The organism is Humidisolicoccus flavus (genome assembly GCF_045689595.1).
GTDB lineage: Bacteria > Actinomycetota > Actinomycetes > Actinomycetales > Microbacteriaceae > Humidisolicoccus > Humidisolicoccus flavus.
Genome location: NZ_CP142724.1, coordinates 330,229 through 355,860, shown reverse-complemented (window position 1 = coordinate 355,860; position 25,632 = coordinate 330,229). Strand labels below are relative to the sequence as shown.

Genomic DNA, 25,632 nt, shown 5'->3' with positions numbered 1-25,632 from the left:
GCGAGTTCGGCTCCTGTCGCATCATCCCGCTACGCTTGAAGCACCCGTTCTGCGAAAGGGCAGCATGCCGCCTTCCTCCCTCGATCCGATGGCCAGGATCCCTGAGCCGCTCAAACATCGAGCCGCAAAGATCGAAGACTGGTTTCAGGAGATTCGAGAAGCTCGCGCTCTGAAACGCGGCAAACGGCCGGCCATCATCCCGTACATCAGCTATGGCGGCGACGGCTGGATCCGCGTGCTCGCCCGCATTCTGTTGGTCGCCCCCGGTCAAGAAACCAGCGTTCTCTACGAAAACACTCGTGGTTGGCGCAGCTTCACTTCGATCCCATTGAACTTCGTCGAAGTCACTGTTCGAGTCGGTGACGAGGTCCATCGGGTTTCTGCTGATCGCGGCGGCATCGTTGACGGCGTCGTCAACGTTTCACTTCCTCCCGGATGGCATTCTCTGCGTCTCACCATGCCCGGTGCAGACGAGATCGAAGCAAAAGTGTTCATCGTCGATTCCGCGGTCACTCGGGGCGTTGTTTCCGACATCGACGACACCGTCATGGTGACCCTGCTCCCGCGGCCCTTCGTTGCCGCTTGGAACGCTTTCGTCCTCGACGAGCATGCACGTCAACCAGTGCCAGGCATGGCGGTGTTCTACGAGCGCCTGCACGAGTCGAATCCGGGAATGCCGTTCTTGTACTTGTCGACCGGCGCTTGGAACGCAGCCCCCGCGCTCACACGATTCCTGTCGCGCAATCTCTACCCGAGCGGTCCGCTGCTCCTCACCGACTGGGGTCCGACGCACGATCGCATTTTCCGTTCCGGTCGCGATCACAAAGAGTCAAACCTCGAACGCCTCTCCCGTGATTTCCCCAATATTCAGTGGCTCCTCGTCGGCGACGACGGTCAGCACGATGAAGAGCTGTATGCGGAGTTCGCGGAGCGCCACCCAGATCGGGTGCACGCTGTTGCGATTCGCCAGCTCTCGCCGAGTGAAGCGGTGCTCGCCGGTGGTCGAAAGCACTCTGACTCCGCGGCGGAAGAGACACCCGTGAAGTGGGTGTACGCGCCCGACGGCTCAGGCCTTGCAAAAGCACTGCTCAATGAAGAGGGAGAGTTGCCATGAGTGATTCAGGGCGCATCCGCGCGGTCGCGATCGGGCTGGTTTCGGACGCCGGCAATATTTTGGTGAGCGAAACCACTGAACCTTCAACGGGAACCGTGTTCTCACGGCCTCCCGGTGGAGGAATCGAGTTCGGCGAGTCGAGCCGCGACGCCCTGGACCGTGAGTTTCAAGAAGAGCTCGGCGCAACGATCACGAGCGCAAGCTTGTTGCAGGTCATCGAAAGCCGCTTTGCGTTCAGTGGCCAGAGTGCGCACGAGATCGTGTTCGTGTACGCCGTCGAAGTCGCCGATCTCGCTGCACTTCGAGTGCACGACCGTGCGCTCGACGCGAAAGAGGGCGTTACTCTGAGCTGGCGTTCACCGCACGATTTCGATGGTTCTTCGCGGATCCTCCTGCCTGCAGGGCTGCGCTACCTGCACGACCTCGACCGCGTCGGCGACGACTCGACGAGTGCGAGCTGGACGGAAGCAGCAACGGCAACGGGCTCTGTCGACACGGTCGAGCCCAAGCCGTTCCGCTAGAGCGCAAGTGCCACAGGAGCTCCTGCCAAGTCTTGTGGAAAACGAAAACGGCGCCTCACTGCCAACACCTACTCTGCTGGCATGCAACCCCGCCAACGTTCCCGGTTTTTGCTTGCCCTCACCGCGTCGTGCAGCGCGCTCCTGCTTGCCTCCTGCACACCGACCTCCAGCGATCCTGGGCCGAGCAACTCCCCTACCACCGAAGCCACGAAGCCACTCCCGTCGGCGACTGCAGCCCTGACGCTCGAGGAAGAGGCCATCGCTACCTACGAAAGCTTCCTCGTTGCAACCATCAATTTGGAAACAGCGGACAACCCCGCAGTCTCGGAACTGACCTCGTTCACCTCACCTGATGTAGCCGCGCTAGAAGTTCAGGAAATTCTTGACCGTCGAGAACGTGGCGAAAGAGTTGAGGGTTCGGTAACAGTCGACTCGGGTTTGATAGTTGAAGGCTCAGTAGAAGACCTGCACGGAATAGTCGGACATTTCTGCCTAGATTTAACTGAATGGCAGCTCGTCGACTCCGCTGGTAGTAAGAAAAACTCCAACGTGCGAGCTTTAACGGAGGTCTCGTTCTTTCGAGAATCAACCCATGGTGTCCTGAAAATTGATGCCTTGGGCAATCCAACGCAGTCAGAGCTCCCATGCGCCCTTTGATCGCACATCTCACTGTTCTGATGTCAGTTCTATCAGCACCCATTCTCACTTCCGCATCTGCAAACTGCGCGTCAGCAGCCTCGATGACGATGACTTGCCCCTCATTTTCAAATGATGGCAACGGCATTGAAGTAAGCGGAGAGAGGTTTCAATCATCTGAATCAGTGACTCCAGCACCAGGCGTTTCGAAAACTTCGCACTCGGGGCAAGCAAACGCCGCCAAGCCAACGCCGAAGCCGTATCAGTATTGGCTTGAGTGCGCGAAGCCCGACGGCGTGCAAGTCTGTGCCCCATCGAACGATCAGACCTCGGCACCTGCCGCGCGACCCGACGACGGCACCGTCACCTACCGAACAATCACCTCTACCGATCTGCAGCGCTTCGTCCCGGCCGATACCGAGTTCATCACGGAGCCCGCTCACTTCGCCGTACTCAACACGCCAACGAACGCCTACACGACCGCCAGCCAACACACTGTCGAAGGCATCATCTTCGATACCCCATTGACTGTGCGCTGGACGCCCGAGCTCTACGCATTCGACTACGGTGACGGCACAACCATCGAATCTTCAACACCTGGCACGGCCTGGACGACACCCTGGAAAAACACGGAAACGTCACACGCGTACGAGGGCACAGGAACGTTCACACTCGCGCTCACCGTCATGTGGAGCGCAGAAGTCCAATTCGACGGCACCGATGTCTGGGTTGCGATCCCTGGCACCGTGCAATCAACCACACCCGGACCAACACTCCAGGTTTACCGAGCGAGCACTGTGCTCACGAACGGCGACTGCACCAACCAGCCGACACAGCCCGGCTGCAAATAGCCTCGGCGAAACCCGCCTTACTCCGGTGGCAGTTGCACGTGCGCTCGCGCCTGAGCGAGCAATGTGCCGGCAATCGATCCGGAGTGCAACTCTTCGCGACCAGCAACCGCAAGCGCATGTCCGACAAGATGTGTTGCTGCGATCGCTTCGACCCGCGCATCCCCATGCCAACTCTCAGCGAGCGTCCGAGCAAGCTGCGCGCACTGCTCCGCGCCGAGCGGATCGCCAAGCGCACCTCGATCGAGCCCAGAAATCACAACGTGTGCATACAACGCCGCCTGATCATCGGCGAGATCGCCAAGACCCGCGGTATCAATGTCGAGAATTCCGACCACCTCGGTCGGTTGCTGAGGATTCACAAAAATCTGCCCGAGATGCAGGTCTCCGTGCACCGTGACAGGAGTCGGCGTCTCCCTGGAGTTGTACATCACGCCGATACGCTCGACGATCTGAGCAGCCGACCGAGCAAACACGGGAGCAGTTTCAGCCATTCGCTCCGAATACCACTGCGCGGTACGAGCGAGCGATTCACGTGCTCCTACATGGACGCGCACACGAGAGAACTCACCCATGAACGCAGTCAAGGAACGCAAGAATCGATCATCACCGACGATGCTGGCAATGTGATCGCTCGCTGGATCCCCTTCGAGGCGTTCAAGAAGCAACAAGCCTTGCTCGCTGTATCCGAGACATTTCGGCACACGTACACCGGCTGCAATGAAGCGTTCGTGCAGGGTGAAAATCGTCTGAGCGAGCGAGGGCTGCACGACCTTCGCAAAATACTGCGTGCCATCAACATCGATTCGCAGCACCGCACGTTTTCCTGGCCGGTATGCCTCCATGGTCAGACTCGCGCCGTCCGCGGGGATGCCGAACTTCGAGAGCACAACGCCAGCGGCCTCAGGGAAGCTCACCGCCGGCAAGCTCGGCAACGAAGGGTCCTGTGGGTACACCCATGCAGTCAAGCGATTCCCGGTCCGCTCGTCCTGCAATTCGATTGTGTGCTCATCACGCGGCGCATCAGCGCTGGTGTTGATATAGACGGTGACGTGCTCACGCTCCCCGTCACGCGCGAATGTGCAGGAGTAGCCGACAATGAAGCCCGCTGACACTGGTTCGATGTCTTTTTGTCGGTACGACTCGAGGGTTCTTCCTCGGTCGAGCGCGATTCTGGTCAGTACTGCTGATGCGTTATCGAGCATTCATCTATCCAACACTGTTCCGAGCCAAATTCTGGGCCGCCTCGCTCGCTAGGCTAAGCAAATGGCGTGGATTCCTTCCGTGCGCGCAAGAACTCGCACCCCGTGGCTCATGGTCGTGAAGACCTCGGTCGCGGTCGCTGCTGCTTGGGTGCTCTCAATTCTTCTGCTCGGCGTCGACCTCCCGATCTTTGCTGCGATCGCCGCAATCGTCGTGGTAGCACCGAGCATCAACCAGTCGGGAGCGAAAGCGCTCGAACGCTCGATCGGTGTGATCGCGGGTGTTGCGCTCGCATTCGTCGCCGGCTTCTGGCTGGGAACGAACTCCTGGACCGTCCTCGCACTCATCATCATTGCCGTCGTGATTTGCTGGCTGTTAAAGCTCGCGCCGATGGCATCGAATCAGGTGCCGATCAGCGCCATGCTGATGCTCGCCCTCGGCATCGGGCAAGACCCCGGCCCAGCGGTCGACCGGATCATCGAAACAGTGATCGGTGCAGTGATCGCGTTCATCGTGAACTTCGCCATCGTCCCACCGGTGCAGCAGCGTCCCGCTGAAGCGTCTCTCGGACGACTCGCGGACCGGGTTGCGAATGTGTACGAGAGCGTCTCCAAAGCGATCTCGACACCAGACTGGGACGACGCAGATCGACTCCTCGATGACGCCCGTGCGCTGCGAGGCCACATCTCGACCGCTCGTGCGCAGATGGTGACCTTTGAGGAGTCCTTGCAACTCAACCCTCGTGCACCAAAACTGCGCGAGCGCATCGCAAAAGATACCGAATTGCTTTTCATTCTCTCGATCTTGACGAATCGTGCGATTGGAATGGCGCGCACGGTCGCCGATCATGCCGACGGCAACGGAACTTCAGATCCGATGATGCAGATGATTGCGCGAGAACTCGATCGGGTGGCGCACGATGTTCGCCTGCTTGTTCACGTGCATGGTGCGCCCACGGAAGCAACGCTTGAAACCGATGCGGTTCCTGCGCTTACGGCGCCGCTGATCATTCCGAAACCGAACCCAGAGCACTGGGTAATGATCGGCGCGCTCCTCGAAGACGTGCGACAGGTGCGTCAGTCGTTGTCGCTGGGATTCCCGGAGGCCGAAGAAGCCAGCTCGTGAGCGTCAAACCAGTGCAATCGCCAGAACTCGTCAATGCTGAGTTCGAAGGAGCGTGTGTCCTGTGAAACGATCTTGCGGGCAATCTCGATTGGGACGTGCGGTCGCGCATACACCGCGGCAGAGGCCTGACGCCCAAAAGCGCCCTTGCCGTAATGAATCACAATGACGTCGCTCGTCGCTGGGGTATCGCTGACGACGTACGCACTCGCAATGACTGCGGCTGAGGCCTGCGACTTCGTTGCGAAATACGCGCCACGCCACTTCGAGACCGTGACGATTTCGCGCGCGCCTTTGCCCGCCTTTTCGTACTCGAAAGTCTCTTTCAGTTTGAGTGGAGAATTCGCAACCAGATCCACATGCAGTCGCGCATATTCACGACTCGGGTGCTGCCAGTAGGGCGAAGTCGTCGCACGCATGATCCAGTCTCCTGGTAGGAGACGAGCCAACTCCGCTGCGTCCGAAATCCTCGACATGTGTACCAGCGTACCTGTATTCCCACTAGCCTGAATGTATGCGCGACCGGCAGCTTTCTCAGGCCATTGTCCTTGCATCCCGTGCTCACGATGGCTGCGTCGACCGACAAGGCGAACCGTACATTGCACACTCCATTCGAGTCATGACAATGATGGACACGCAAGAACTCAAGATTGTCGCAATCTTGCACGACGCAATTGAAAAGGGCTCCCTCGAGTGGGAAGAACTCGGAGCGGCAGGGTTCTCCCCCGAGATCATTGCGGCCATTGACGCCCTGACCGATCGCGACGGCGAAACCCCGGAAGAATCACTCGAACGAGTACGGCACAATCGGCTCGCTATCCGTGTGAAGCTTGCGGATCTCTACGACAATGCAGACCCAGAACGACTCCAAGTGCTTTCTGAGAAGAAGCAATCGCAGTTGCGCGCGAAGTACGAGCGAAAAGCAACCGCGCTCGGCACCACGATTGCGGCAATCCGCTCAGAATCAATCGATTGCGATGCGCTCGTGGATTCGGTGCTCGCGGAGTCGGCAGCCCGCTGAGCATCAGCAACTGCTCTCAGCCGAGGATCGCTCGAAGTCGCGAGTGAGGCAACGCCCGCGCCGAGCAGTTCGCTCGGCGGCGGCTTACTACCAGATTCCCCATGGTTGACGTCGAACTCGCCACGTGATCGGCAGAACGATTCGGTTGAAGGTTTCAAGCTTCTTCGGCTGCAGCACCAGGTCGTGGCTCGGAACGTGATCGACGATCTCTCCGAAGAGTCGCTTGAACTTCCCGATGCCATGGTGCGGGTGCGTGGTGTCGTCAGCGAGAGCCTTCGGAGGCGTGACGTACGCGTCGTAGACCTCTGCCCCGAGTGATTTCAGGTGCTGCATCGCGGTCCAGCGGATCAGATGCGCACCTCCGCGAATTGCACGGTCTGGCACACTGCCACCGTCTTTCGCGATTGCCCAGCGACCGTAATGAATCATGAATGAACCGGCCTGCGGCCCCTCGTGCGCGCCGTCGTAGCCGAACCAGAAATGCCCCTGACCACGAGAGACGAGCGCCGACCACATGCTGCGATAACCCTCATAGCTGCCAAGCCTCGAGGCACCCTTGCCGCCGTTGATGGTTTTCATGAGTTCGTAGAGCGTCTCGTAGGTCTGCTCGTTCGGCTCGGCCTTTTCCACCCGGTAGTCGTTCTTCTGCGCGAATCGGATGTGGTTGCGCAGGTTCTTATGGAACCCTGCAAAGATCTCCTCTTCCGTGCGAGTGAGGTCGACGAAGACGGTCGAGTTGTTCATCTGCATCGGAACATCGGCGATGAAACCGGCTGCTTGCAATGCGGCGAGATGCTCTGGGGTGTTCTCGATGAAGGGCTCGACACGAACAGCGAACACGTCGCGGTACCGGTCTTTGCACGCCCGACGAATTGCATCGGCGAGGTCAGCGTAATCGGCGATGTCTGCGCCGGGGCCGAGCGGAAAATACCACATTCGCCCGAGCGGGCTGCGGTGTTCGAGCGCCATCGCCGCGACCGAGGTCGCACCGTCGAAGATGAAGTATCGCGGAACGAGCTTGTAGCGGCTCTTCCATTCGGCGAAGGCACTGCCCTGCGTCCACTGACCGCGGTCCGGGTTTTTTTCTACCAGCGAATCCCAGCTGTTGATCTCTTGGATGGTCGCTTCACGCAGCCGAAACCCCCGCACGCTACTCCTTCATCAGTGACTCAAGAACGCTCTGCATGTTACTCGCCTCTGGCAGTCACCGAAGACCGCATCGCCGTGCTCTCACAGGGTGAAAGCACGGCGATGGAGCCAACCGGGTTACACAGCCGGAGGGGTCGATTCGCGATTCGTCTGCTGCGTTTCGTCGCCACCAACAATCGGGAGCGTGTCTTTGGGTGCACCGACGAGTTTGAGGCCGACGATGCATCCGATGATGCCAAGCAGGAAGAGAATCTTGAGAGCGCTGATCGCTTCTACACCCGTTGCCATCGCGTAGCCGACAGTGATTGCGGCGCCAAGCCCAGCCCAGACCGCATATGCAGTGCCGATCGGGATGGTCTTCGCCGCGTACCCGAGCCCGAGCATGCTGAGCACGAGCGCAACGACGAACACGACGGTTTCGACCGGCCGCGTGAAGCCCTGAGAGGCGCCGAGCGCAGTCGCCCACACTGCTTCGAGGACTGCACTGATCATGAGGACGAGCCAAGCCATTAGCTGACCACCTTCAGACCGATAATGCAGGCGATCAGACCGAGCAGGAGCAGGATCCGACCAAGCGTCGCCTTCTCTGTCCCCCGGATCATCGCCCACACAACCGTGAGCGACGCGCCGATACCGACCCAAACTGCGTAGGCGGTTCCCGTGGGGAGCGACGTCATCGCAAGTGCGAGACCAGCCATGGACAGCACGAGCGCGACGACGAAAATGATCGTCGGTGTCTTCTTCTTGAAGCCTTTTGACTCTGCGAGCGCACTTGCCCAAACTGCTTCGAGGAGTCCGGCGAGAACGAGAATCAACCAAGACATACGTCACCTCTTCAGTGGTCAGTCTTGTCGCTGTGCGGGTACTGCGCCCTCGTCCGCGAGAGCGCTTCGGCTCTCACTCTCAATTATGCCGGGGCCAGTTCTGCCTGGCAACCAAGCTGCACGGTACAGAGCCTCCGTGCCAACGGAATCCGCGACCCCCGGGCCTACTTCGTCACTAAAGGGTAGGCCGGACTTTCTGGCGGGAGTTCCCCGAGAAGTTCTCGCGTGAGGAGCGCGCCAGCCGCGGTCGCTGCCGGCATCGTGAGCACTGCCCCACCGGGAATCAGGAACGTCAAGTAGATCGGAATCCCGAATCCGAGTTGGAGGGCACGGCGTGCGGCGAGCGTCCGGCGTCGATTTCCGAGACTGATGCCACGTGCATCGAATCCGAAGCCGGTGAGCTCGATCGAGAGGGCGCGTCCGGCGATGATCGCTCCCGTTATCGCGCCGACCACGGGGCCGACGAACGGGACGAGTCCGAGGAGGAACACGAGGATTCCGAGTCCCAGCGCTGTAGCACCGAGCACGATCGCGTCGCGGATCCCCTTCTTTACCGCGACCCAGTTGCTGAACGTGACTTCACGGGGAACGCCGCCGTACTGGTCTTCGACCGCGCGCCAGATCTTTTCGTAGAAGAGCGAGCCGAGGGCGAGCGTAATGGAGGCGAACAAGAGCACTCCGAGTGCGAAGACGCCGATGAGCACTGCCGCACTCACTCCGATTCGAAGCGCGAAGTACCAGGTGGGCTGCCACTCGCTCGCCCACCCCGTCAACCAGACGGCGATCGTGTCGATGTTGAGAAACAGGGCGATGAAGACCGTCAGGAAGATCGCCCCGATGATGAGCGGTGGGAGTGCACCGATCATCATGAGTTTCGGGCGTCGTCCCCACACCGCGAATCCGCGCGCGAACAGCCGAACCCCGAGAAAGAACTCTGAAAAGACGCCTCGCATGATCCTTAGTATCTCCGATGATTTGGAGGGGTCCTGTGGAAAGGCCCGAGATCGAGCAAGGCGGCTGAAACAATAAGGCTCGTTCCTCGCAGATTCGTCGGGAGCAAACGAAAGGCATAGCGGTGAGCTCTTCAGTCGTCACGTCCACTCCCCTCGTCGAGAATCGCGCGCGGATAATCGGCATCGACATCGCACGGCTGCTGGCGATCTTCGGGATGATGGCCGCGCATTTGGTGACCACGACGCAGCAACTTCCCGTGACGGGCGAGTTCCTCGTGAGTGGAACGCCCTCGAGCACGTTCGCGCTGCTTGGCGGGATCGGCGCTGTGCTTTCGACCGAGCGCTACCGAAGGGTTGCAGAACCAGCGGCCGCACGACGAGCGCTCGTTGGTCGCGGTCTCGTCTTGATCGTGATCGGACTGATCCTTGCGAGCTTCAGTACTCTGATCGCCGTTGTCCTGCCTGCCTATGGCCTCTCTCTCATCTTGCTCGCCTGCATCATTCACCTTCGTACTCACTGGCTCCTCGGCCTCACCGTGGTTCTTACATTGCTCGGAGCGCCGTTCAATTCGTGGCTCACCGAGCTGGCGGCCTCCACTCCCGCGTTGAGCGAACCCGACGGCCTTGGTGAATACGTTTCGAGTTTCTTCATTCCCGGCGTGTATCCAACGATGACCTGGCTCACCTACATGTTGCTCGGCGTCTTGATCGCTCGGATGCTGCTGCACGCGCGGCGCTCAGGCGCACTTCGGCGCCGCGCCCTGCAAATGGCGCTGATCGGCGGGCTGATTTCTGCAGCTGCCACCGCTTTGCACCTGTTCGCCTATTCGACCATCGCCGTTCCTGTGTTCGAGAGGTACGGCCTGGCGTCGAACGCCTTCATGAGCGGCTTCGGTACGCCGATGCTCCCCGGGATCGATGGCTTGCTGCTCGGCGGTCCTCACAGCGGCACCGTCCTCGATATCGCGAGAACCGCCGGCTTCGCGGTCCTGATGCTCGGCCTGCTCATCGCGGCGACCGCTGCACTCGTGCGAGTGCCGCGGCCGCTTCGAATCCTCCAGAGCGCGGGGGCGGCATCGCTCACGATCTATTCACTGCACGTCATCGTGACCTCGATCACGACCGCGAATCTGACTGACCTGAATTCGATTGCAATCGGATACCCGGGGTTTGCGCTCCATGTCACCGGTGCCCTGGTGCTCGGACTCGTACTCGCGGTCCTGCATCGGCGCGGACCGCTCGAGGCGTTTTCCTCCGGTGTCGCGAAAGCACTGGCCGGGGTACTCGTGCAAGAGAAGATCGAAGCGCTCGCGGCAGGGCCTCGTTCGAGCGTCGCTACGCAGCCTGCGACTGGCGCAAGGAGCGACGTCGACGATCAGCGTTCAAGCGAGTGACCAGGAGTCCACGCTTCGGACTCAGCAGGTACACGAGGGTGAACAGCACTCCTTGCGTCAGCACGATCATTCCGCCTGATGCGGTGTCGAAGTAGTAGCTGATGTAAAGCCCGACGACCGCGCAGCACACTGAGAGCACAGGCGCGATGATGAGCATTCGCGCGAACCGGTCGGTCAGGAGTTGCGCGGTCGCCCCCGGAATGATGAGCATCGCAACGACGAGCACCACTCCGACCACTTGCAGCGCAACCACTGCGGTGAGCGCGAGGAGCCCGAGCAGCGCAGCGCCAAGGAGCTTCGGGTGCAACCCGATTGCGAGTGCGTGGCTTCGGTCGAAGGCGAAGAGCGTGAAGTCGCGCCGCCAGATGAGCAGGATCACGAACGTCAAGCCACCGAGAATTGCGATCTGAATGACGTCGCTCCAGGCAACCCCGAGGAGGTTGCCGAAGATGATGTGACCGAGATCGGTCTGTGACGGCGTCACGGAGATCAGGACCAGGCCGAAGGCGAACAGCGTTGTGAAAACAATGCCGATCGCCGCGTCCTCTTTGATTCGACTGGTGTCGCGAATCGCGCCGATCAGGAACACTGCGAGGAATCCGAAGATGACGGCGCCGATTGCGAAGGGCGCGCCCAGAATGTAGGCGATCACAACTCCTGGGAGTACCGCGTGCGAGACCGCGTCGCCCATGAGCGACCACCCGATCAAGACGAGCCAGCACGAGAGCATCGCGCAGACCGTCGCTGCGATCGCGGTCGTGACGAGCGCTCGGACCATGAACTCGTAGGCGAAGGGTTCGAGCAGGAAGTCGAGGGGATTCATCGCGGCTGCTCCCCTGGCTCTTGAGTTTCTGCGGTTCCAGCATCGTGAGTTTTGGCGCTGAATGCATCAAGGCCAAGCCCGAACGCCATCGCGAGATTCTGCGGTTGCAGCACCTCCTGCGGCGACCCGTGGAGTAGAACCCGCTGCTTGAGGAGTGCCGCCTCGTCGACGAGGGCTGGCAATGCTTGCAGGTCGTGTGTTGAAATCAGGATGCTCTTGCCTTCCTTGGCAAGAGCGCGCAACAGCGCACTGATCGTCGCCTCTGAAGCTCGGTCAACGCCCGCGAACGGCTCGTCGAGCAGCAGTACTGCAGCATCCTGCGCGATGCCTCGAGCAACGAAAGTGCGCTTGCGTTGTCCACCCGAGAGTTCACCGATTTGGCGGTTCGCCAGATCATGCAGTTCTACGCGTTCGAGCGCCTCGTCAACTGCAGCGTGATCGCGCGACTTCGCGCGCCGCGTGATGCCCATGGTGCCGTATCGGCCCATCATGACGACGTCTCGCACCGAGAGCGGGAAATGCCAGTCGACCGCTTCGTTCTGCGGAACGTAGCCGATCGTGCTCTTCCGGCGAGCCTGGGAGGAACTCGCACCATTCACGAGCACGGACCCGGCATCGGGCTTCACGATGCCCATGATCGTTTTGAAGAGCGTGGATTTACCCGAGCCGTTCATTCCGATCAGACCGCAGATCGTGCCCTTGGCGACCTCGAGCGTTGCCGAGTCGAGGGCGAGAATGTCGCCGTAGTGCACGGTAACGTTCCTCAGCGAGATTGCTGGAACAGGTATTGCAGTCATTGCGGGCTCGCCCCCGTGAGACCTTCGATGATGAGATCGATGTCGTACTGCAGGAGATCGAGATAGGTCGGAACGGGGCCGTCCGCGGCGGAGAGCGAGTCAACGTAGAGCACACCGCCGAACTCCGCGTCGGTTGCAGAGACAACCTGCTGCATCGGTGCATCAGACACGGTTGATTCACAGAACACCGCGGGCACCTCCGCCTCGCGCACGAATTCGATGACCCCGGCGATCTGCTGCGGGGTCGCCTGCTGTTCCGCGTTGACCGGCCAAATGTACTGCTCTTCGAGCCCGGCATCGCGTGCAAGGTAGGAGAACGCTCCCTCGCACGTCACGAGCGCGCGTTCGTTCGCGGGAATCGTGTCGAGCGCTTCGAGAAGCGTGCCGTGGAGCGTCTCGATCGCTGCTTTATATGCTGCGCCGTTGGCTTGGTACGCATCAGCGTTCTCCGGATCAAGCGTGGTGAACGCATCGACCATGTTGTCGACGTACACGAGCGCGTTGAGCGGAGACATCCAAGCATGCGGGTTCGGAGTCCCGGCTGCGGCATCGCCAGTGATATCGAGCACCTCGATGCCCTCGGTGAGCACGACGCTCGGCGCATCGAGGTCTGCAACGAAGCGTTCAAACCAGGCTTCGAGGTTGAGACCGTTGTCGAGAATGAGGTCGGCGCCGCTTGCTCGACGGATGTCGCCAGGCGTCGGCTCATAACCATGGATCTCGGCGCCAGCCTTCGTGATGGACTCCACACGGAGGTGCTCCCCCGCGACATTTTCGGCCATGTCGGCGAGCACCGTGAAGGTGGTGAGGACGAGCGGGCGATCGTCGTCTTGTTCCGGCGCAGACGGCGAGGAACATGCGGCCAGCCCGGCCGCGAGTACGGTGCTCGCAACGAGTGCGATGAGGCGGTTGCGAGCAGTGCGGAATCGTGAGGAGCGAGCCATATCGTCAGCATAGTTTTCGGGCTACCGAAAACACAAGTAACGGCGAACCGCAGATCCCGGGAGCTTCTTGTCCTTGGCCCGGAACGCCACGCTGCTCACGTGGACAATGTCGCAAAATCCTGGTGTAGACTTTTCGAGTTGCCTGATCGGCAGCAGTTTGGGCCCGTGGCGCAGTTGGTAGCGCACCTGCATGGCATGCAGGGGGTCAGGGGTTCGAATCCCCTCGGGTCCACCAAACACACGAAGCGCGGCTGAGGCCGCGCTTTTTTGTTGCCTTGGTTCCGCGAATTCGCGCTGGAAGCAGGCCGTTTCAGGCGCTCACGAAGTTGCGTCCTCGCTCACCAGCAAGGTTCGCAATCGCGCTCGCTCGCCTGCAGTGAGTCCCAACTGTTCAAGGATCTCCGGTGCACGTCGCGCAGCATCTTCAACGATGTCTCGCTTCGATTCGAGCCATTCGAGCGCTTCCTCCCGAGACCAGGCCGACTGCCGGTCATGCGTTGGGCTATGCACATTCGCCCCCGCCATGGCGAGCACCGACTCGGCGTAATCCTCGAACACCGCCGCTGGGTCCACTCCGGCGTTCCCGAGTAAAAGTGCGGAGATCATGCCGGTGCGATCGCGCCCAGCACTGCAGTGAAACAGGATGCCTGGCACCGCTCCCGCGATCGCTCGCAGCGCCGCAGCAACGAGCTCAGGTTGCAAAACCCAGTTGTGCTGCCAATACTCTGGCGAATCGAGGATCGGGAAGCACAGCCGTTGAAACTCAGGGTCCTCCTGGTTCTCGGTTGGTGCGAGCACCACTGAAATGTCGCGGAGATCAGCCTCACCTACCGTCGGGTCTCCGTTGCGGCTCCCGACCTCGGCTGCGGTTCGGAGGTCGACGATCGAGCGCACGCCCCATTCGCGCGCCGCGGCCCACCCGCTTGTCGTGAGCCGTTCGCGGCGAGGCCCGCGAGCGAGACGACCGAACCGGGTCATGCCGGTCGATGACATCTCAGTCGGGAGCCCTCCGAGGTCACAATTGTTGGGGTACCCATCCCAGTGCAGCTCACGCATTGCTTGAGTCTATAAATCTCGCAATCCGTAGCCCAGGATGAGCTCGACCAACCAGGGCGTTCCTCACTGTCGCCGCCGAGACAGCGAGACGCTCGAGCCTTTCGCCCACAGCCATTCCATCGGCCCGAGGCGGAATTTTCTCAACCACAGGTTCGCCGCAGTCACCACGATGATCGAGACGAGAAGGAAGGCCGCAACGGTCACGAGCACGCGCCACTCTCCTACCGCCGCCGCAAGACCGAAACCCCAGCCATAGAAGATTGCACCTGCGAGCAGGTTCTGCAGCAGATACGCACTGAGCGCCACGCGGCCGAGTTCGCTGACTCGGTTCGACCACCATCCACCAACCGGGCGGCGGATGCAGACCTCCGCGATGAGCGCGAGGAGGCCAAGCGCAACGAACGGAGCTACGACATACCGTTCCACGAGCATTCCCGCGGTACCCCCGAAGATGCCAAGCGCGAGATCGATGGGCACGGCGGTCGCTCCCACCCAGATGAGTCGTCGGCGAAGCCGCTGCCCCTCGGGCGCAAACACTCCAGCGTGCAGGAGCTTGGCCCCGAGCAAGAACATGGCGATACTCAAGAATCCGATTAATACGGGCTCAGCCCGAAAGAGCACCAGATTGTCAAGTCGAAATAGCGCCAGCTCGAAGAACGAACTGTTGGCGTACGGGCTGAGATCTGACGACGACGTCATGCCGTCGTCACTGCTCGGCGCGAGCAGCACTACCGCTGCAATCGCCGAGATCAGAAGCACGTGCAGTGAGCCGAACACGACAATGAGCGTTCGTTGTGTACGCGGTCGTGTCAGCAGCAGCCATGCGACGATCGCTCCAGTCACGGCGTAGCCCATCAGCACGTCGAACTCGGCGATCAGGATGTAGTTGATCAGACCGTCCAAGAACAGGAGCGCGGCTCGCCAGAGGTACCGCCCCGGCCAGCGCCCGTGTCGACGCACGGTTGAACGATGCTGCAGAGCCATCCCCATGCCGAACATGAGCGTCAACAGTGCAAGGAACTTCCCTTGCGTAAGCGCCATCAGCACCAATTGCGCATGTGCGGCAAGTCCGCTCGTCTCATCCGTCACCGGCTCGCTGAGAATTCCGAGCAGACCCCAGGGATGCGAGAACAGCCAGATGTTCGTCCCAAGCGTCCCGAGAATCGCAATTCCCCGCGCCACGTCGAGCGCTGCGATTCTCGCGCCCGGAGACTGCGCACTCTGGAAAGCCCCAGGCGGCAATACAGTCGTATTGTTCATACGTTGACCATAGCCTACGATTGCTGTGGCGGAAGGGCGAGAGCAGTGGAGCAAGACAGCAGCAAGGAGCGCATCCTTGACGCTCTCATCGCAGTGCTCGTTGGCGGAGGCCTTGAGAACGTCTCGATCCGCAATGTCGCCACTGAGGCAGGAGTTTCGGCGGGCGCCGTGCAGCACCATTTTGCTTCAAAGAACGCCCTGATCAACGCAGCAATGCTGGCGGTGAACGAGCGCTTTCAAACTCGTCTCCGCGCAAGCCTCGAAGCCGAGCCCTCAGCGCAGCAACGACTGCGAATATTCTGCCAACGCATCGCCTGCGTTGACGACGAAGATCTCGACAACGCAATTGTGTGGACTGCGTTCGCCGCGCACGCAACGGCGCACTCCGATGTTCAAGCGATTCATTCGAATGATTGGGCGAGAACCGAAGACTTCACGCATCAATTGCTCGCGAGTGCATTCCCTGAGGCAGACGTCTGCGCAAATGATGCCGCAATCGTCTTGGCGATCACTGACGGCATCGCCGTTGCCCGCGCCGCCGAGAACGGAGCACGGATGAACAGCCAACGCGCGACGGCGCTGATCGAACAAACCCTCACGATGTTCCGCGCCCGCGCCCGCGCCACAGAATAAGCCGACGCGGAATCGTGTCGGGTCGAGGCGACCTCAGGGAATCACATGCCCCGCGACGCGGAACAGCTCGTACCATTCCTGACGCGTGAGCGGCAGTTCGGAGCCAGCTGCGGCTTCGCTGACGCGGGAAGGCGTGGTCGAGCCGATGACGACCTGCATCTCGGCGGGATGACGGGTGATCCACGCGGTGGCAATCGCGAGCGGCGTCACCTCGTACTTCTCGGCGAGACGCTCGATCACGGCATTGAGTTCCGGGTAATCCTCGGAGCCAAGGAATGGTCCCTCGTTCTTTCCCGACTGAATCGGACCCCAGGTCTGCAGGGTCATGCGATTGATCCGCGAATAGTTCAACACGTCATTGTCGAGGCTGTACGACTGTTCGAGCCCCGCGACGTTCGCGGCGATCCCCTGCGCGATGAGCGGCGCATGCACCATCGATAGCTGCATTTGGTTGATGAGGAGCGGTTGCTCCACCGCCGTCTTCAAAAGTTCGATTTGCCCGGGCGTGTGATTGGAGACGCCGAACGCTCGCACTTTTCCGGAGGAAGCGAGTTCGTCGAATGCACGAGCGACTTCGGCCGGTTCGACGAGCGTGTCTGGGCGGTGGAGCAGAAAGACGTCAATGTAGTCGGTCTGGAGTGCGCGGAGCGAGGCTTCTGCGGACTCCACGATGTGCTCGTAGGAGAAGTCGTAGTAGCCGCCTGAAGGCACGATCCCCGTCTTCGTTTGAATCGTGGTCTGCGCACGATCGCTCGCAGAGAGTTGCAAAGCCTCAGCGAACCGGGTCTCGCATCGGTGGAGAGCACCACCGTAAATATCAGCGTGATCGAAGTAGTCGATGCCGTGGTCGCGAGCCACCCGAACGAGATCCCGAATCTCTTCATCGGTCTTCTCCGGGATCCGCATCATGCCAAGGATCACGTTGGGGACTCGCAGTTCGCTGACACCAAGTGCAATGTGTTTCATCAGAACCTCTCTGTTCTCGAGCAAGCGCTGTAGTTCGCGGCGCGGTGCTTCCCCAGATGCTGAGCTTCAGCAAAGGTGCTTCTACGCTATCGGCACGACGACCACGCAGGGCAGTTGCGGTCCGAGCAACATATCCGGAGACCGACTCGCGAACTCTCTGGTCGACTCGCCAATCTATAGCCCGAGCAGCGCCCTCGCGATCAAGAAGTACACGACGAGCCCGGTCGCGTCGACGAAGGTCGTGATGAAGGGGTTCGAGAAGACGGCCGGATCCACTCGAACGGCCTTCGCGATGATCGGCATGATGCCACCGACGGTCGCCGCCATGGTGCACACCGCAAGCAGCGTGAGCCCGATCACCGCGCCAATCGGCATGCTGTAGATCAGCCCTGCCGCGGCGAATCCGAGTGCACCGAGCAGGAGTCCGAGACAGAAGCCGACTCTGAGCTCGCGAAACAGCACGAGCCACACGTCTCGCGGCCTTACGTCCTGGAGCGCGAGTGCTCTCGTCACCGTCGTGGCGGCCTGGTTCCCTGTATTCCCACCGGTACCGATCAGGAGCGGAACGAAGAGCGCCAGCACCGTCAGCTGCTCAAGTGTCGCTTCGAAGACTTCGAGCACCTGCACCGTGAGCGTCGCGCCAAGGGCGAGCACGAGCAGCCACACGACACGTGAACGCACGAGAGAGAAGATTGAGGTCGAGAGGTAGGGGCGGTGCAGCGGCTCATAACCACCCTGACGAGCGGCGTCTTCGCTCTCTTCGCGCTCCAGAATTCGAGCGGCGTCATCGATCGTAAGCATTCCAACGAAACGGTCTTCGTTGTCGACGATCGGAAGCGCGAGCGCACCAATCTCGAGCGCCAGTCTGGCCGCGCGCTCGGCGTCATCGGTTGCGAGCACTCGTGGCAGTGCCGCCATGATGTCGGCGATCATCGTCTCGTCGTCGACCGCAAGCAGATTGCGTAGATGCACCACACCGACCAGGATCCGCGCGTCATCGAGGACCGGGAGTGTGTACACCGTCTCTGTTTCTGCGATGTACTTTCTAACTTTCGCGAGGGTTTCCCCGGCGGTCATGTCGGAACGAGTGGTGATGTACTCGGCACTCATCCGACGCCCGACAGAGTTCTGCGGGTATCCGAGAACGCCTGAGGTTCGCTGGCGCTCCTTCGCAGAGAGCCCACGGAGCAACTGCGGCGCCACCGTCGCAGGGAGCTCGTCGAGGAGCCAAACCCGGTCGTCAGGGTCGAGATCGGCGAAGATCGCGGCAACTTCGGCGTCCTGCAGCGACTGCACGAGGTCACCACGAAGCCCAGGAGTCAGCGATTCGAACACTTCGAGCGCTTGTTCCTTCGGCAGCATCCGGTACACCACGGCACGTTGCTTCGCGCCGAGCCGTTCGAGCACGCTGCGAACCTGGGAGTGTTCGAGGCTTTGCACCGAATGAGAGAGGGATTGCAGATCGTTGTTGGAAAGCTGATCAACGATGGCGCGCATCATGACGACGTCTTGCCGGTCATCCTGAATCGACATACGTGCTCCCCGCTTCACCACGCTCGAACCGAACTTGTCCATCTCTCAGTCTGCCCGAGTGTTCGCGCTCCTCTCACCAGGCGGTCCCACGACCGGTGGTTTCGCAGCGCTCCCGGCTCAGTACTCGCGCCGTTCAGATCATGTCGGCACTCCCTGGCACGATGGGCACGTGCATCACTTCAGCGATCAGCAGCGTCGTCAACGAATGGCGGTGCGGCACGCGCTGCATCCGCGGCACCATCGAGCAAGCTTCGAAACTGTCAACGAAGCCATGTTCGCGCTGCACGCCACGGAGATCCCGACGGTGTATCTCGCGGCGTTCGCTCGGTCTGGCGGCGAGGTCAGCGTCGGCGACATTGATCGAGCACTCTACGAACAGCGATCAGTCGTCAAGCAGATGGCGATGCGTCGGACCCTATTCGTCTTTCCGCGCGATGCCGTACCCGCGGTTTTGGGCAGCGCCTCGAAACGGGTAGCCACGACAGAGCTCAAACGGATGCGCCGTGATGTCGAACGTGCTGCGATCGCAGACGATGGCGCGGTGTGGCTGCAGAACGCTCGTCAGGAAATCCTGCGCCGTTTGCACGAGCACCCCGAAGGCCTGACCGCCGCCGCGATTCGGTCATCGTCGCCCCAGGCAAATGTCACCGTCAATGCCGGGTTGCCGACTGCGTGGTCGGTCCCGCAGATCTTGATCTGGCTCGGCGCCGAGGGCGACATTCTGCGCGGCGCCCCCGACGGCACATTCCCGACTGCCCGACCACGCTGGTCAACGAGCGAACACTGGATCGGCGAACGCCTCGATCCGTTGTCGAGCGACGAGGGCTACCGCGCGCTCGTTCAGGCCTGGCTGCAGCGCTTCGGGCCGGGCACAGAAGACGACATCGTCTGGTGGCTCGGCGCGACGAAAACGATCGTGCGCAATGCGCTGGCTTCGCTGCGTGCAGAGCAGGTCTCATTCGATCACGATCAGCTCGGCTGGATTCTTCCTGGCGACACGGCGACCAGCAGCGGAGAGGCCAATGGGTCAGCAGCGATCGACGAGCAATGGACGGCGCTGCTGCCGCCGCTCGACCCGACGGTGATGGGCTGGAAGGATCGGCGTTTCTACCTCGGAGACCATGCTGCGGCACTGTTCGACACCCGTGGCAATGCGGGTACGACCGTCTGGGTCGATGGTCGCGTCGTCGGATGCTGGGTGCAAGACGAGCACGGCGAGGTCCACCTCGGGCTCCTCGAAGCGATCAGTGAATCCGCCCACGAATCGCTCCGCACGCAAGCGACCGCAATGACCAAGTGGCTCGGAGGCAAGCGAGTCCCGACCGGCTACCACTCCCCTGCAATGAGAGCAGTAGCCGCCGGCCTGTCCGACTCGGCGACCTGACCCGGCGGGCTAGCCGAACGAGCGAGCGAACCCGTGTTCGCGTGCAATGATCGCGAGCTGCACTTCCGTTGAGCCCTCGCCGACTTCGAGCACCTTCGAGTCTCGGTAGTGGCGACCGACCACGTTCTGGTTCAAGAACCCGTAGCCGCCCCAGATGTGGCTCGCGTCGTGCGCGTTCGCGACCGCAGCTTCGCTCGAGACGAGCTTCGCGATCGAGGCCTGTTCCGTGAACGGCAGACCCGCGTCGAGACGTCGTGCCGCATCGTGCATGACCGCGCGTGAGGAGGCCACTCGAGCCGCCATCCGGGCGATCGTGAAGGCGATGTGCTGGTTATCGCCGATCGGACGATCAAAGACGCGACGCTCTTTCGCATACCGCACCGCCTCCTCCAGGCATCCTTGCGCCGCGCCGACACACAGCGCAGCGAAGGCGACCCGGCCCTCGTCGAGGACTTTCAAGAAGTTCTTAAAGCCTTCTCCGCGCGCGCCGAGCAGATTCGATTCGGGCACGATGACGTCGTTGAATTCGAGCGGATGCGTGTCGGAGGTGTGCCAACCGATCTTGTCGTAGGCGGGCAGTGCACGGAATCCGGGAGTGTCGGTCGGAACGATGATCGTGGAAAGTTCCTTCTTCACGCGCCCGTCCGAGCCAACCGTCTCTCCCGTCACCGCAGTGACGGTCACGATGCTGGTGATCTCGGTGCCGGAGTTCGTGATGAACTGCTTCGTGCCGTTGATCCGCCAGTGTCCGTCTTCGAGGACCGCCGTGGTCTGGGTCGCACCGGCGTCGGAACCGGCTTCCGCCTCGGTGAGCCCGAAGGCCGCAAGCGCCTTGCCCTGGGCGAGCGCTGGCAGCCAACGGTCCTTCTGCTCTTGCGTGCCGAACCGGTGCAGCGGAATGGCGCCGAGCCCGAGGCCCGCCTCAAGGGTGACTGCAATCGACTGGTCGACGCGTGCCAGTTGTTCCACGGCAACGCACAGCGAGAGGTAGTCCTGCTCGCCACCACCGAACTCGCGGGGCAGCGGAAGCCCGAACAGGCCCATATCGCCCATCTGATGAATGATCTCGATCGGCAGACGACGCTTCGTGTCGTACTCGTAGCTCGCAGGCGCGACCACCTCGTCGGCGAAGGTTCGCACCCGACGAGCGAGATCCTGGTGGTGCTGCGAGAGCATTTCGGTGCCGGCGACGGGCTTCTCTGTCGTGGACGCTGGACGCGATGCTTCGACGGCGGAGACGTGCTGAGTACTGTCGCGGTGAACGCTGGTCTGAGTCATTGGGTTCTCTCTTCTGCAAAATCTGTCTGTGGGCTGTCTCAACCGAGGAGCGCTGTCGCCGGATGTTCGAGCAGGCGGTGCACAGTGCGAAGGAACTGTGCACCCTCGGCACCGTCGAGCACCCGATGATCGAATGCGACGCTGATCGTGCACACGTCTCGCAACTCGATACCGCCGTTGTGTTCCCAGGGCATCTTCCGGATTGCGCCGACCGCAACGATGACGGTCTCCCCCGGGTTCAGGATCGGGAACCCCTGGTCGACTCCGAAGACCCCGATGTTCGTCACGGTGAGCGTCGACCGCGTGAGTTCGCTCGCGCTCGAATTCCCGTCACGTGCCTTCGTCGCGACCGCGGCGATCTGTTCGGTCAATTCGGAGGCGCTCAGGTGCTCAGCGGCATCCACGCTCGGCACCACGAGGCCTTTGTCTGTCGCCACTGCAATACCGAGATTGACGCTCGAGAAGAGTTCGATCTCTCCCGCCTCGGCATCGAACCTCGAATTGGCGGCCGGAACCGCCTTGCAGGCGGCAAGGATCGCTCGACTCACGAGGGAGAGAAACGACACCTGCTGCTTCGAGGCCGCCGCCTGCGCAACGAGCGCGAGCGACTCGGTGACATCGACCTGACTGCTCACGGTGGCATGTGGCGCCGTGAACGCAGAGTCGGTCATCGCTTTGGCGGTGTGCTTTCGCAGTCCCTGCACCCGAATTCGCGTGCTCTCACCCGAGCTCGAAGCGGCTGACTCCGCCGAGGAGGAATCGTTCCGACTCAGCCGCAGCACGACATCTCGATTCAGAACGCCCGAGCGAGCGGCATCCTCGAGTCGTCGCTGCGAAACGCCGAGGTGCTTCGCGTACTGACGCAACGGTGGCGTGATTCGAGCGCCATACTCGGTGGCGCCTTCCGGGCCGCCGTGCGTTGATCGATCGAAGGGGATCACCGAGAACGTGCGCTGCGACCGCTTCGGCCGCTGCGTCCCGGTGATCTTCGGCCCGTACCCGACCAATACGCTTTGTCGTTCAGGAGTCGCCGTCTTCGATGCAGCAACATCCTCGCTCTGTTCGGCGTCTTGCGATCCGGTTCCCGCGGCGTCTTTATCGGCCGCCGACCTTGCCGCTTGATCATCAGCGACGTCCGCGCCTTCGAGGTCGTACTCGATCAGTGGCGATCCGACGTCAACGGTTTCTCCGGCCTGTGCGTGCAACTTCCGAATCACGCCCGCATAGGGGCTTGGAAGCTCGACGATTGCTTTCGCCGTCTCGACTTCGGCGAGGATCTGGTTGAGCTCGACCGTGTCTCCCTCTGCGACCTTCCACTGCACAATCTCACTCTCGGTCAGCCCTTCGCCGAGGTCTGGAAGCTTGAATGTCGTCATCGCGCACCTCCCGTCAGCGCCGCGAAATCAACGCCGGTTCTTGAGTTCTGCCGGCCGAGCGTGCGATCGATTGCATCGAGGATTCGGTCGAGGTCGGGCAAGAACGCCTCCTCGAACGCAGATGGCGGATACGGCGTATCGAAGCCGGTCACTCGCTCGGGTGCCGCGAGCAGCGAATCGAACCCGCGCTCAACGACGCTTGTGATGAGTTCGCTCGCGATTCCCCCGAGGACTGCGCTTCGTGCGTGACGACCAGTCGACCCGTTTTCTCCACGCTGCGCAGTACGGTTTCGATGTCGAGTGGCGCGATCACCCGCAAGTCGATCACTTCAACGCTGATGCCCTCGTCGCTTGCCGCCGTCGCAACCTCAAGAGCCGTGGCAACGAGCGGACCGTAGGTCGCGAGCGTGACGTCGGTGCCCTCGGCGAGCACCGAAGCACTCGAGAGGTCACGAGTGCTCGAGCGGTCCACCTCGCCCTTCGTCCAGTACCGCCGCTTCGGTTCGAAGAAGAGCACAGGGTCATCGCTCTGGATCGCGGCTCGCAAGGTCGCGTACGCCTCCTCCGGACTCGCGCAGGAGACGACCCGCAGTCCAGCGGTGTGAGCAAAGTACGCCTCGGGAGACTCCGAATGATGTTCGACCGCGCCGATCCCTCCGCCGAAGGGCACTCGAATGACGAGGGGCATCGCAACCTTGCCCTGCGTTCGGTAGCGAAGCTTCGCAACCTGCGCCACGATCTGGTCGAATCCGGGGTAAATGAAGCCGTCGAACTGGATCTCACAGACCGAGCGCACGCCTCGGTAGGCCATGCCAACTGCGGTGCCGATGATCCCAGCCTCCGACAAGGGCGAATCGATCACACGGTCGACACCGAATTTTGCCTGCAAGCCATCGGTCACGCGGAACACTCCACCGAGCGCACCAATGTCTTCACCGATGAGGACGACTCGATCATCGCTGGCCATCTCGTCGTGCAGCGCCGCGCCGAGGGCGGCAGCGAGCGTCATCGTCTCGGTCATGCTTCGCTCACAATCGACTCACGGAACGCCGCGTACTCCGCACGTTGGCGAGCCAACCTGGCGTTGGGTTCGGCGTACACGTTGTCGAAGACCTGCATGATCTCCGGGTCTTGCATCTGCGTGATCGCCGCGCGGAGTTCCTTTGCGACTGAATCCGCACGGATCTGCGCCTCCTCCGCGATGTGCGCCATCGGCGCACCAATGCGCTCCAGGTGTGCCGCGAGGCGCTTGATCGGGCAACGCTCCGCCCATACCGCGACCTCCTCGCTGTCGCGATAGCGCTTCGGATCGTCACTCGTCGTGTGCGGCCCCATTCGATACGTCACGGCTTCGATGAAGCTCGGACCGCCGCCGCTGCGCGCTCGGTCCATCGCCATGGCGGTCGCGGCGCGGACGGCGAGCACATCATTTCCGTCGACTCGAATCGAAGGAATCCCGAATCCAGTCGGGCGCAGTGCGAGCGGCTGCTTCGATTGCACGCCGACCGGCTCGCTGATCGCATACTGGTTGTTCTGACAGAAGAAGACGACGGGCGCATCGAAGGCCGCAGCGAACACCATGGCTTCGTTGACATCGCCTTCACTCGTCGCTCCGTCTCCGAAGTACGTGATCGCGACATCCGTCGAACCCTGCGCCTTTGCGGCCATTGCGAATCCCGTGGCGTGCAGCGACTGCGCGCCGATGATGATCTGCGGAGTCGCCATGCCGTGTTCGTGCGGATCCCACCCGCTGAACGCAGTTCCGCGCCACACGCGCAACATCTCGGTCGCACCAACACCGCGACAGTGGGCGACGCCCTGCTCCCGATATGAGGTGAACGCGAAATCCTGTGCTTTCAGAACTCGACCCGAGCCGATCTGCGCGGCTTCCTGGCCACGCATTGGTGGCCACAGACCGAGTTCGCCCTGACGCTGCAAAGCGACGGCTTCATCATCGATTCGACGGATGACAACCATGTCAACGTACAAATCGGTCAACATCGATTCATCGACATCAACGAGGTATGGATCGAGTACGCACTGCTCGTGGCGCACTCCCTCCTGGTCAAGAACCATCAGCGGTTCGTCGAGTCCCTCGACGAGCGCCTGATTTGCTGGGGGTACGGCAATCGACATGTTCGAACCTCTCTGTTCGAGCACCTGGTGAGTGCAAAAGACGGCGGGGTACACCGTTATTTACGGTATCGAGCATCGACAAAGAGAGCAATCATGAGGTAGCAAATTGAGCAAATTGCTCAACACAGAACGCACCCCGAGTGAAATACTGAACATTATGACCACTATCGATGACACCGACCGGCGAATCCTCCTGGCATTGACGGAGAATCCACGAGCAACGATCGTGGCGCTTGCAGAGACCCTCGGACTCAGTCGCAACACCGTTCAGGCACGAGTGCAGTCCCTCGAAGCTTCAGACGCGCTACAGGGGTACGACCGCCGCTTCCACGCAGTCTCGCTCGGGTATCCGCTCACGGTCTTCATGGCGACACATGTCGATCAGTCAAAACTCGACGACGCGGTGGAGCAATTGCGCGCGATTCCCGAAGTCGTGCAAGCACACGGCTTGAGCGGCCAGGCCGACATCCTGGTGCGCTGCGTCTGCGTCGACGCGGAAGATCTCTACCGAGTCAGCAAGCTCGTCCTCGCTTGCGAAGGAGTCGTTCGCACCGAAACGTGGCTTTCGATGGGCGAGCTCATCCCATTTCGACTCGCGCCCGTTCTTGAGCGAGACCTCGGCAGATAAGCGGACGACGGAATACATCCCGCGCAATCGGGT

General features: G+C 61.4%; 26 protein-coding genes, 1 tRNA gene, 1 pseudogene and 1 riboswitch. Of the genes and pseudogenes, 11 read left to right on the top strand and 17 right to left on the bottom strand.

Features of this window, described 5'->3' with window-relative positions:
* The first annotated feature begins 64 nt into the window (after positions 1-64).
* From U2H20_RS01730 to U2H20_RS01715, 4 genes are all read left to right on the top strand, one after another.
* On the top strand, positions 65-1,114 hold the full coding sequence (locus U2H20_RS01730; RefSeq protein WP_430592797.1) for an App1 family protein: 1,050 nt from the start codon (positions 65-67) through the stop codon (positions 1,112-1,114).
* Positions 1,111-1,635, top strand: a complete 525-nt coding sequence (locus tag U2H20_RS01725; RefSeq protein ID WP_430592796.1) for an NUDIX hydrolase — start codon at positions 1,111-1,113, stop codon at positions 1,633-1,635. Before U2H20_RS01730 ends, U2H20_RS01725 begins: the two co-directional genes overlap by 4 nt.
* Positions 1,636-1,716: 81 nt before the next feature.
* The gene (locus tag U2H20_RS01720) at positions 1,717-2,292 is read left to right on the top strand and encodes a hypothetical protein (protein WP_430592795.1); all 576 of its coding nucleotides are present in this window, start codon (positions 1,717-1,719) and stop codon (positions 2,290-2,292) included.
* Positions 2,293-2,456: 164 nt separating this feature from the next.
* Entirely contained in the window at positions 2,457-3,122 is a 666-nt protein-coding gene (locus tag U2H20_RS01715; RefSeq protein WP_430592794.1) for a hypothetical protein, read from the top strand.
* A gap of 17 nt (positions 3,123-3,139) precedes the next feature.
* Here U2H20_RS01715 and U2H20_RS01710 read toward each other — a convergent pair whose 3' ends face one another.
* Positions 3,140-4,324 (bottom strand): phosphotransferase, encoded by a 1,185-nt coding sequence (locus tag U2H20_RS01710; protein WP_430592793.1) that lies wholly within the window; start codon positions 4,322-4,324, stop codon positions 3,140-3,142.
* A gap of 61 nt (positions 4,325-4,385) precedes the next feature.
* Between U2H20_RS01710 and U2H20_RS01705 the strand changes: the two genes are divergently transcribed.
* Entirely contained in the window at positions 4,386-5,447 is a 1,062-nt protein-coding gene (locus U2H20_RS01705; protein WP_430592792.1) for an FUSC family protein, read from the top strand.
* On the opposite strand, the gene U2H20_RS01700 is transcribed toward U2H20_RS01705, so the two are convergent.
* The gene (locus tag U2H20_RS01700; protein WP_430592791.1) at positions 5,399-5,863 is read right to left on the bottom strand and encodes a hypothetical protein; all 465 of its coding nucleotides are present in this window, start codon (positions 5,861-5,863) and stop codon (positions 5,399-5,401) included. The two genes, U2H20_RS01705 and U2H20_RS01700, sit on opposite strands and share 49 nt — an antisense overlap.
* Before the next feature lie 200 nt (positions 5,864-6,063).
* Between U2H20_RS01700 and U2H20_RS01695 the strand changes: the two genes are divergently transcribed.
* The gene (locus U2H20_RS01695) at positions 6,064-6,465 is read left to right on the top strand and encodes a hypothetical protein (RefSeq protein ID WP_430592790.1); all 402 of its coding nucleotides are present in this window, start codon (positions 6,064-6,066) and stop codon (positions 6,463-6,465) included.
* An 87-nt stretch (positions 6,466-6,552) separates the two neighbouring features.
* On the opposite strand, the gene U2H20_RS01690 is transcribed toward U2H20_RS01695, so the two are convergent.
* The 4 genes from U2H20_RS01690 to U2H20_RS01675 all read right to left on the bottom strand — a co-directional run bounded on the left by U2H20_RS01690 (position 6,553) and on the right by U2H20_RS01675 (position 9,391).
* Positions 6,553-7,614, bottom strand: a complete 1,062-nt coding sequence (locus U2H20_RS01690) for a lipid II:glycine glycyltransferase FemX (protein WP_430592789.1) — start codon at positions 7,612-7,614, stop codon at positions 6,553-6,555.
* A 117-nt stretch (positions 7,615-7,731) separates the two neighbouring features.
* Positions 7,732-8,124 carry a DMT family transporter gene (locus U2H20_RS01685; RefSeq protein ID WP_430592788.1) on the bottom strand — a complete coding sequence of 131 codons (393 nt, stop codon included), beginning with the start codon at positions 8,122-8,124 and terminating at the stop codon, positions 7,732-7,734.
* Positions 8,124-8,438, bottom strand: coding sequence for a DMT family transporter (locus tag U2H20_RS01680; protein WP_430592787.1), 315 nt, complete (start codon positions 8,436-8,438; stop codon positions 8,124-8,126). Before U2H20_RS01680 ends, U2H20_RS01685 begins: the two co-directional genes overlap by 1 nt.
* A gap of 13 nt (positions 8,439-8,451) precedes the next feature.
* Positions 8,452-8,516: riboswitch (guanidine-III (ykkC-III) riboswitch) on the bottom strand.
* An 86-nt stretch (positions 8,517-8,602) separates the two neighbouring features.
* Complete coding sequence (locus tag U2H20_RS01675) at positions 8,603-9,391, bottom strand: EI24 domain-containing protein (protein ID WP_430592786.1); 789 nt, start codon at positions 9,389-9,391, stop codon at positions 8,603-8,605.
* 122 nt (positions 9,392-9,513) lie between these two features.
* On the opposite strand from U2H20_RS01675, the gene U2H20_RS01670 reads away from it, so the two are divergent.
* Positions 9,514-10,785 (top strand): heparan-alpha-glucosaminide N-acetyltransferase domain-containing protein, encoded by a 1,272-nt coding sequence (locus U2H20_RS01670; RefSeq protein ID WP_430592785.1) that lies wholly within the window; start codon positions 9,514-9,516, stop codon positions 10,783-10,785.
* Here U2H20_RS01670 and U2H20_RS01665 read toward each other — a convergent pair.
* The 3 genes from U2H20_RS01665 to U2H20_RS01655 are packed head-to-tail and all read right to left on the bottom strand — an operon-like array spanning position 10,727 to position 13,349.
* Complete coding sequence (locus U2H20_RS01665) at positions 10,727-11,608, bottom strand: metal ABC transporter permease (RefSeq protein WP_430592784.1); 882 nt, start codon at positions 11,606-11,608, stop codon at positions 10,727-10,729. The genes U2H20_RS01670 and U2H20_RS01665 overlap by 59 nt on opposite strands.
* The gene (locus U2H20_RS01660; RefSeq protein WP_430593566.1) at positions 11,605-12,396 is read right to left on the bottom strand and encodes a metal ABC transporter ATP-binding protein; all 792 of its coding nucleotides are present in this window, start codon (positions 12,394-12,396) and stop codon (positions 11,605-11,607) included. The genes U2H20_RS01665 and U2H20_RS01660 overlap by 4 nt, the downstream gene beginning before the upstream one ends.
* Before the next feature lie 5 nt (positions 12,397-12,401).
* On the bottom strand, positions 12,402-13,349 hold the full coding sequence (locus tag U2H20_RS01655; protein ID WP_430592783.1) for a metal ABC transporter substrate-binding protein: 948 nt from the start codon (positions 13,347-13,349) through the stop codon (positions 12,402-12,404).
* A 159-nt stretch (positions 13,350-13,508) separates the two neighbouring features.
* Here U2H20_RS01655 and U2H20_RS01650 point away from each other — a divergent pair.
* Positions 13,509-13,584, top strand: a tRNA-Ala gene (locus U2H20_RS01650).
* 83 nt (positions 13,585-13,667) lie between these two features.
* On the opposite strand, the gene U2H20_RS01645 is transcribed toward U2H20_RS01650, so the two are convergent.
* Together U2H20_RS01645 and U2H20_RS01640 are read right to left on the bottom strand one after the other, a co-directional pair.
* The gene (locus U2H20_RS01645) at positions 13,668-14,405 is read right to left on the bottom strand and encodes a tyrosine-protein phosphatase (RefSeq protein ID WP_430592782.1); all 738 of its coding nucleotides are present in this window, start codon (positions 14,403-14,405) and stop codon (positions 13,668-13,670) included.
* A gap of 63 nt (positions 14,406-14,468) precedes the next feature.
* Positions 14,469-15,665, bottom strand: a complete 1,197-nt coding sequence (locus tag U2H20_RS01640) for a DUF418 domain-containing protein (protein WP_430592781.1) — start codon at positions 15,663-15,665, stop codon at positions 14,469-14,471.
* Between the two features lie 45 nt (positions 15,666-15,710).
* Between U2H20_RS01640 and U2H20_RS01635 the strand changes: the two genes are divergently transcribed.
* Entirely contained in the window at positions 15,711-16,298 is a 588-nt protein-coding gene (locus U2H20_RS01635) for a TetR/AcrR family transcriptional regulator (RefSeq protein WP_430592780.1), read from the top strand.
* Positions 16,299-16,331: 33 nt separating this feature from the next.
* On the opposite strand, the gene U2H20_RS01630 is transcribed toward U2H20_RS01635, so the two are convergent.
* Together U2H20_RS01630 and mgtE are read right to left on the bottom strand one after the other, a co-directional pair.
* A complete protein-coding gene (locus U2H20_RS01630; protein WP_430592779.1) occupies positions 16,332-17,264 on the bottom strand; it encodes an aldo/keto reductase in 933 nt (310 codons plus the stop codon).
* 174 nt (positions 17,265-17,438) lie between these two features.
* Positions 17,439-18,797, bottom strand: a complete 1,359-nt coding sequence (mgtE, locus tag U2H20_RS01625; protein WP_430592778.1) for a magnesium transporter — start codon at positions 18,795-18,797, stop codon at positions 17,439-17,441.
* 169 nt (positions 18,798-18,966) lie between these two features.
* Here mgtE and U2H20_RS01620 point away from each other — a divergent pair, with 169 nt between their 5' ends.
* Entirely contained in the window at positions 18,967-20,181 is a 1,215-nt protein-coding gene (locus U2H20_RS01620; RefSeq protein ID WP_430592777.1) for a winged helix DNA-binding domain-containing protein, read from the top strand.
* 9 nt (positions 20,182-20,190) lie between these two features.
* Here the strand turns inward: U2H20_RS01620 and U2H20_RS01615 are convergent, their stop codons facing one another.
* The 4 genes and pseudogenes from U2H20_RS01615 to pdhA form a co-directional block, all read right to left on the bottom strand.
* Positions 20,191-21,357, bottom strand: coding sequence for an acyl-CoA dehydrogenase family protein (locus U2H20_RS01615; protein ID WP_430593565.1), 1,167 nt, complete (start codon positions 21,355-21,357; stop codon positions 20,191-20,193).
* Positions 21,358-21,497: 140 nt separating this feature from the next.
* The gene (locus tag U2H20_RS01610) at positions 21,498-22,835 is read right to left on the bottom strand and encodes a dihydrolipoamide acetyltransferase family protein (RefSeq protein ID WP_430592776.1); all 1,338 of its coding nucleotides are present in this window, start codon (positions 22,833-22,835) and stop codon (positions 21,498-21,500) included.
* Positions 22,832-23,856: pseudogene (locus U2H20_RS01605) on the bottom strand (alpha-ketoacid dehydrogenase subunit beta). Before U2H20_RS01605 ends, U2H20_RS01610 begins: the two are co-directional and overlap by 4 nt.
* Positions 23,853-24,971, bottom strand: a complete 1,119-nt coding sequence (gene pdhA / locus U2H20_RS01600; protein ID WP_430592775.1) for a pyruvate dehydrogenase (acetyl-transferring) E1 component subunit alpha — start codon at positions 24,969-24,971, stop codon at positions 23,853-23,855. Before pdhA ends, U2H20_RS01605 begins: the two are co-directional and overlap by 4 nt.
* A gap of 157 nt (positions 24,972-25,128) precedes the next feature.
* On the opposite strand from pdhA, the gene U2H20_RS01595 reads away from it, so the two are divergent.
* Positions 25,129-25,599, top strand: a complete 471-nt coding sequence (locus U2H20_RS01595; RefSeq protein WP_430592774.1) for an Lrp/AsnC family transcriptional regulator — start codon at positions 25,129-25,131, stop codon at positions 25,597-25,599.
* The last annotated feature ends 33 nt before the right edge of the window (positions 25,600-25,632 follow it).

Coding starts and splice junctions, on each gene's coding strand:
- U2H20_RS01730 (WP_430592797.1), top strand. CDS start 65: ATGCCGCCTTCCTCCCTCGATCCGATGGCCAGGATCCCTGAGCCGCTC.
- U2H20_RS01725 (WP_430592796.1), top strand. CDS start 1,111: ATGAGTGATTCAGGGCGCATCCGCGCGGTCGCGATCGGGCTGGTTTCG.
- U2H20_RS01720 (WP_430592795.1), top strand. CDS start 1,717: ATGCAACCCCGCCAACGTTCCCGGTTTTTGCTTGCCCTCACCGCGTCG.
- U2H20_RS01710 (WP_430592793.1), bottom strand. CDS start 4,324: ATGCTCGATAACGCATCAGCAGTACTGACCAGAATCGCGCTCGACCGA.
- U2H20_RS01705 (WP_430592792.1), top strand. CDS start 4,386: ATGGCGTGGATTCCTTCCGTGCGCGCAAGAACTCGCACCCCGTGGCTC.
- U2H20_RS01700 (WP_430592791.1), bottom strand. CDS start 5,863: ATGCGTGCGACGACTTCGCCCTACTGGCAGCACCCGAGTCGTGAATAT.
- U2H20_RS01695 (WP_430592790.1), top strand. CDS start 6,064: ATGACAATGATGGACACGCAAGAACTCAAGATTGTCGCAATCTTGCAC.
- U2H20_RS01685 (WP_430592788.1), bottom strand. CDS start 8,124: ATGGCTTGGCTCGTCCTCATGATCAGTGCAGTCCTCGAAGCAGTGTGG.
- U2H20_RS01680 (WP_430592787.1), bottom strand. CDS start 8,438: ATGTCTTGGTTGATTCTCGTTCTCGCCGGACTCCTCGAAGCAGTTTGG.
- U2H20_RS01675 (WP_430592786.1), bottom strand. CDS start 9,391: ATGCGAGGCGTCTTTTCAGAGTTCTTTCTCGGGGTTCGGCTGTTCGCG.
- U2H20_RS01665 (WP_430592784.1), bottom strand. CDS start 11,608: ATGAATCCCCTCGACTTCCTGCTCGAACCCTTCGCCTACGAGTTCATG.
- U2H20_RS01655 (WP_430592783.1), bottom strand. CDS start 13,349: ATGGCTCGCTCCTCACGATTCCGCACTGCTCGCAACCGCCTCATCGCA.
- U2H20_RS01645 (WP_430592782.1), bottom strand. CDS start 14,405: ATGCGTGAGCTGCACTGGGATGGGTACCCCAACAATTGTGACCTCGGA.
- U2H20_RS01640 (WP_430592781.1), bottom strand. CDS start 15,665: ATGAACAATACGACTGTATTGCCGCCTGGGGCTTTCCAGAGTGCGCAG.
- U2H20_RS01630 (WP_430592779.1), bottom strand. CDS start 17,264: ATGAAACACATTGCACTTGGTGTCAGCGAACTGCGAGTCCCCAACGTG.
- mgtE (WP_430592778.1), bottom strand. CDS start 18,797: ATGTCGATTCAGGATGACCGGCAAGACGTCGTCATGATGCGCGCCATC.
- U2H20_RS01615 (WP_430593565.1), bottom strand. CDS start 21,357: ATGCTCTCGCAGCACCACCAGGATCTCGCTCGTCGGGTGCGAACCTTC.
- U2H20_RS01610 (WP_430592776.1), bottom strand. CDS start 22,835: ATGACGACATTCAAGCTTCCAGACCTCGGCGAAGGGCTGACCGAGAGT.
- pdhA (WP_430592775.1), bottom strand. CDS start 24,971: ATGTCGATTGCCGTACCCCCAGCAAATCAGGCGCTCGTCGAGGGACTC.
- U2H20_RS01595 (WP_430592774.1), top strand. CDS start 25,129: ATGACCACTATCGATGACACCGACCGGCGAATCCTCCTGGCATTGACG.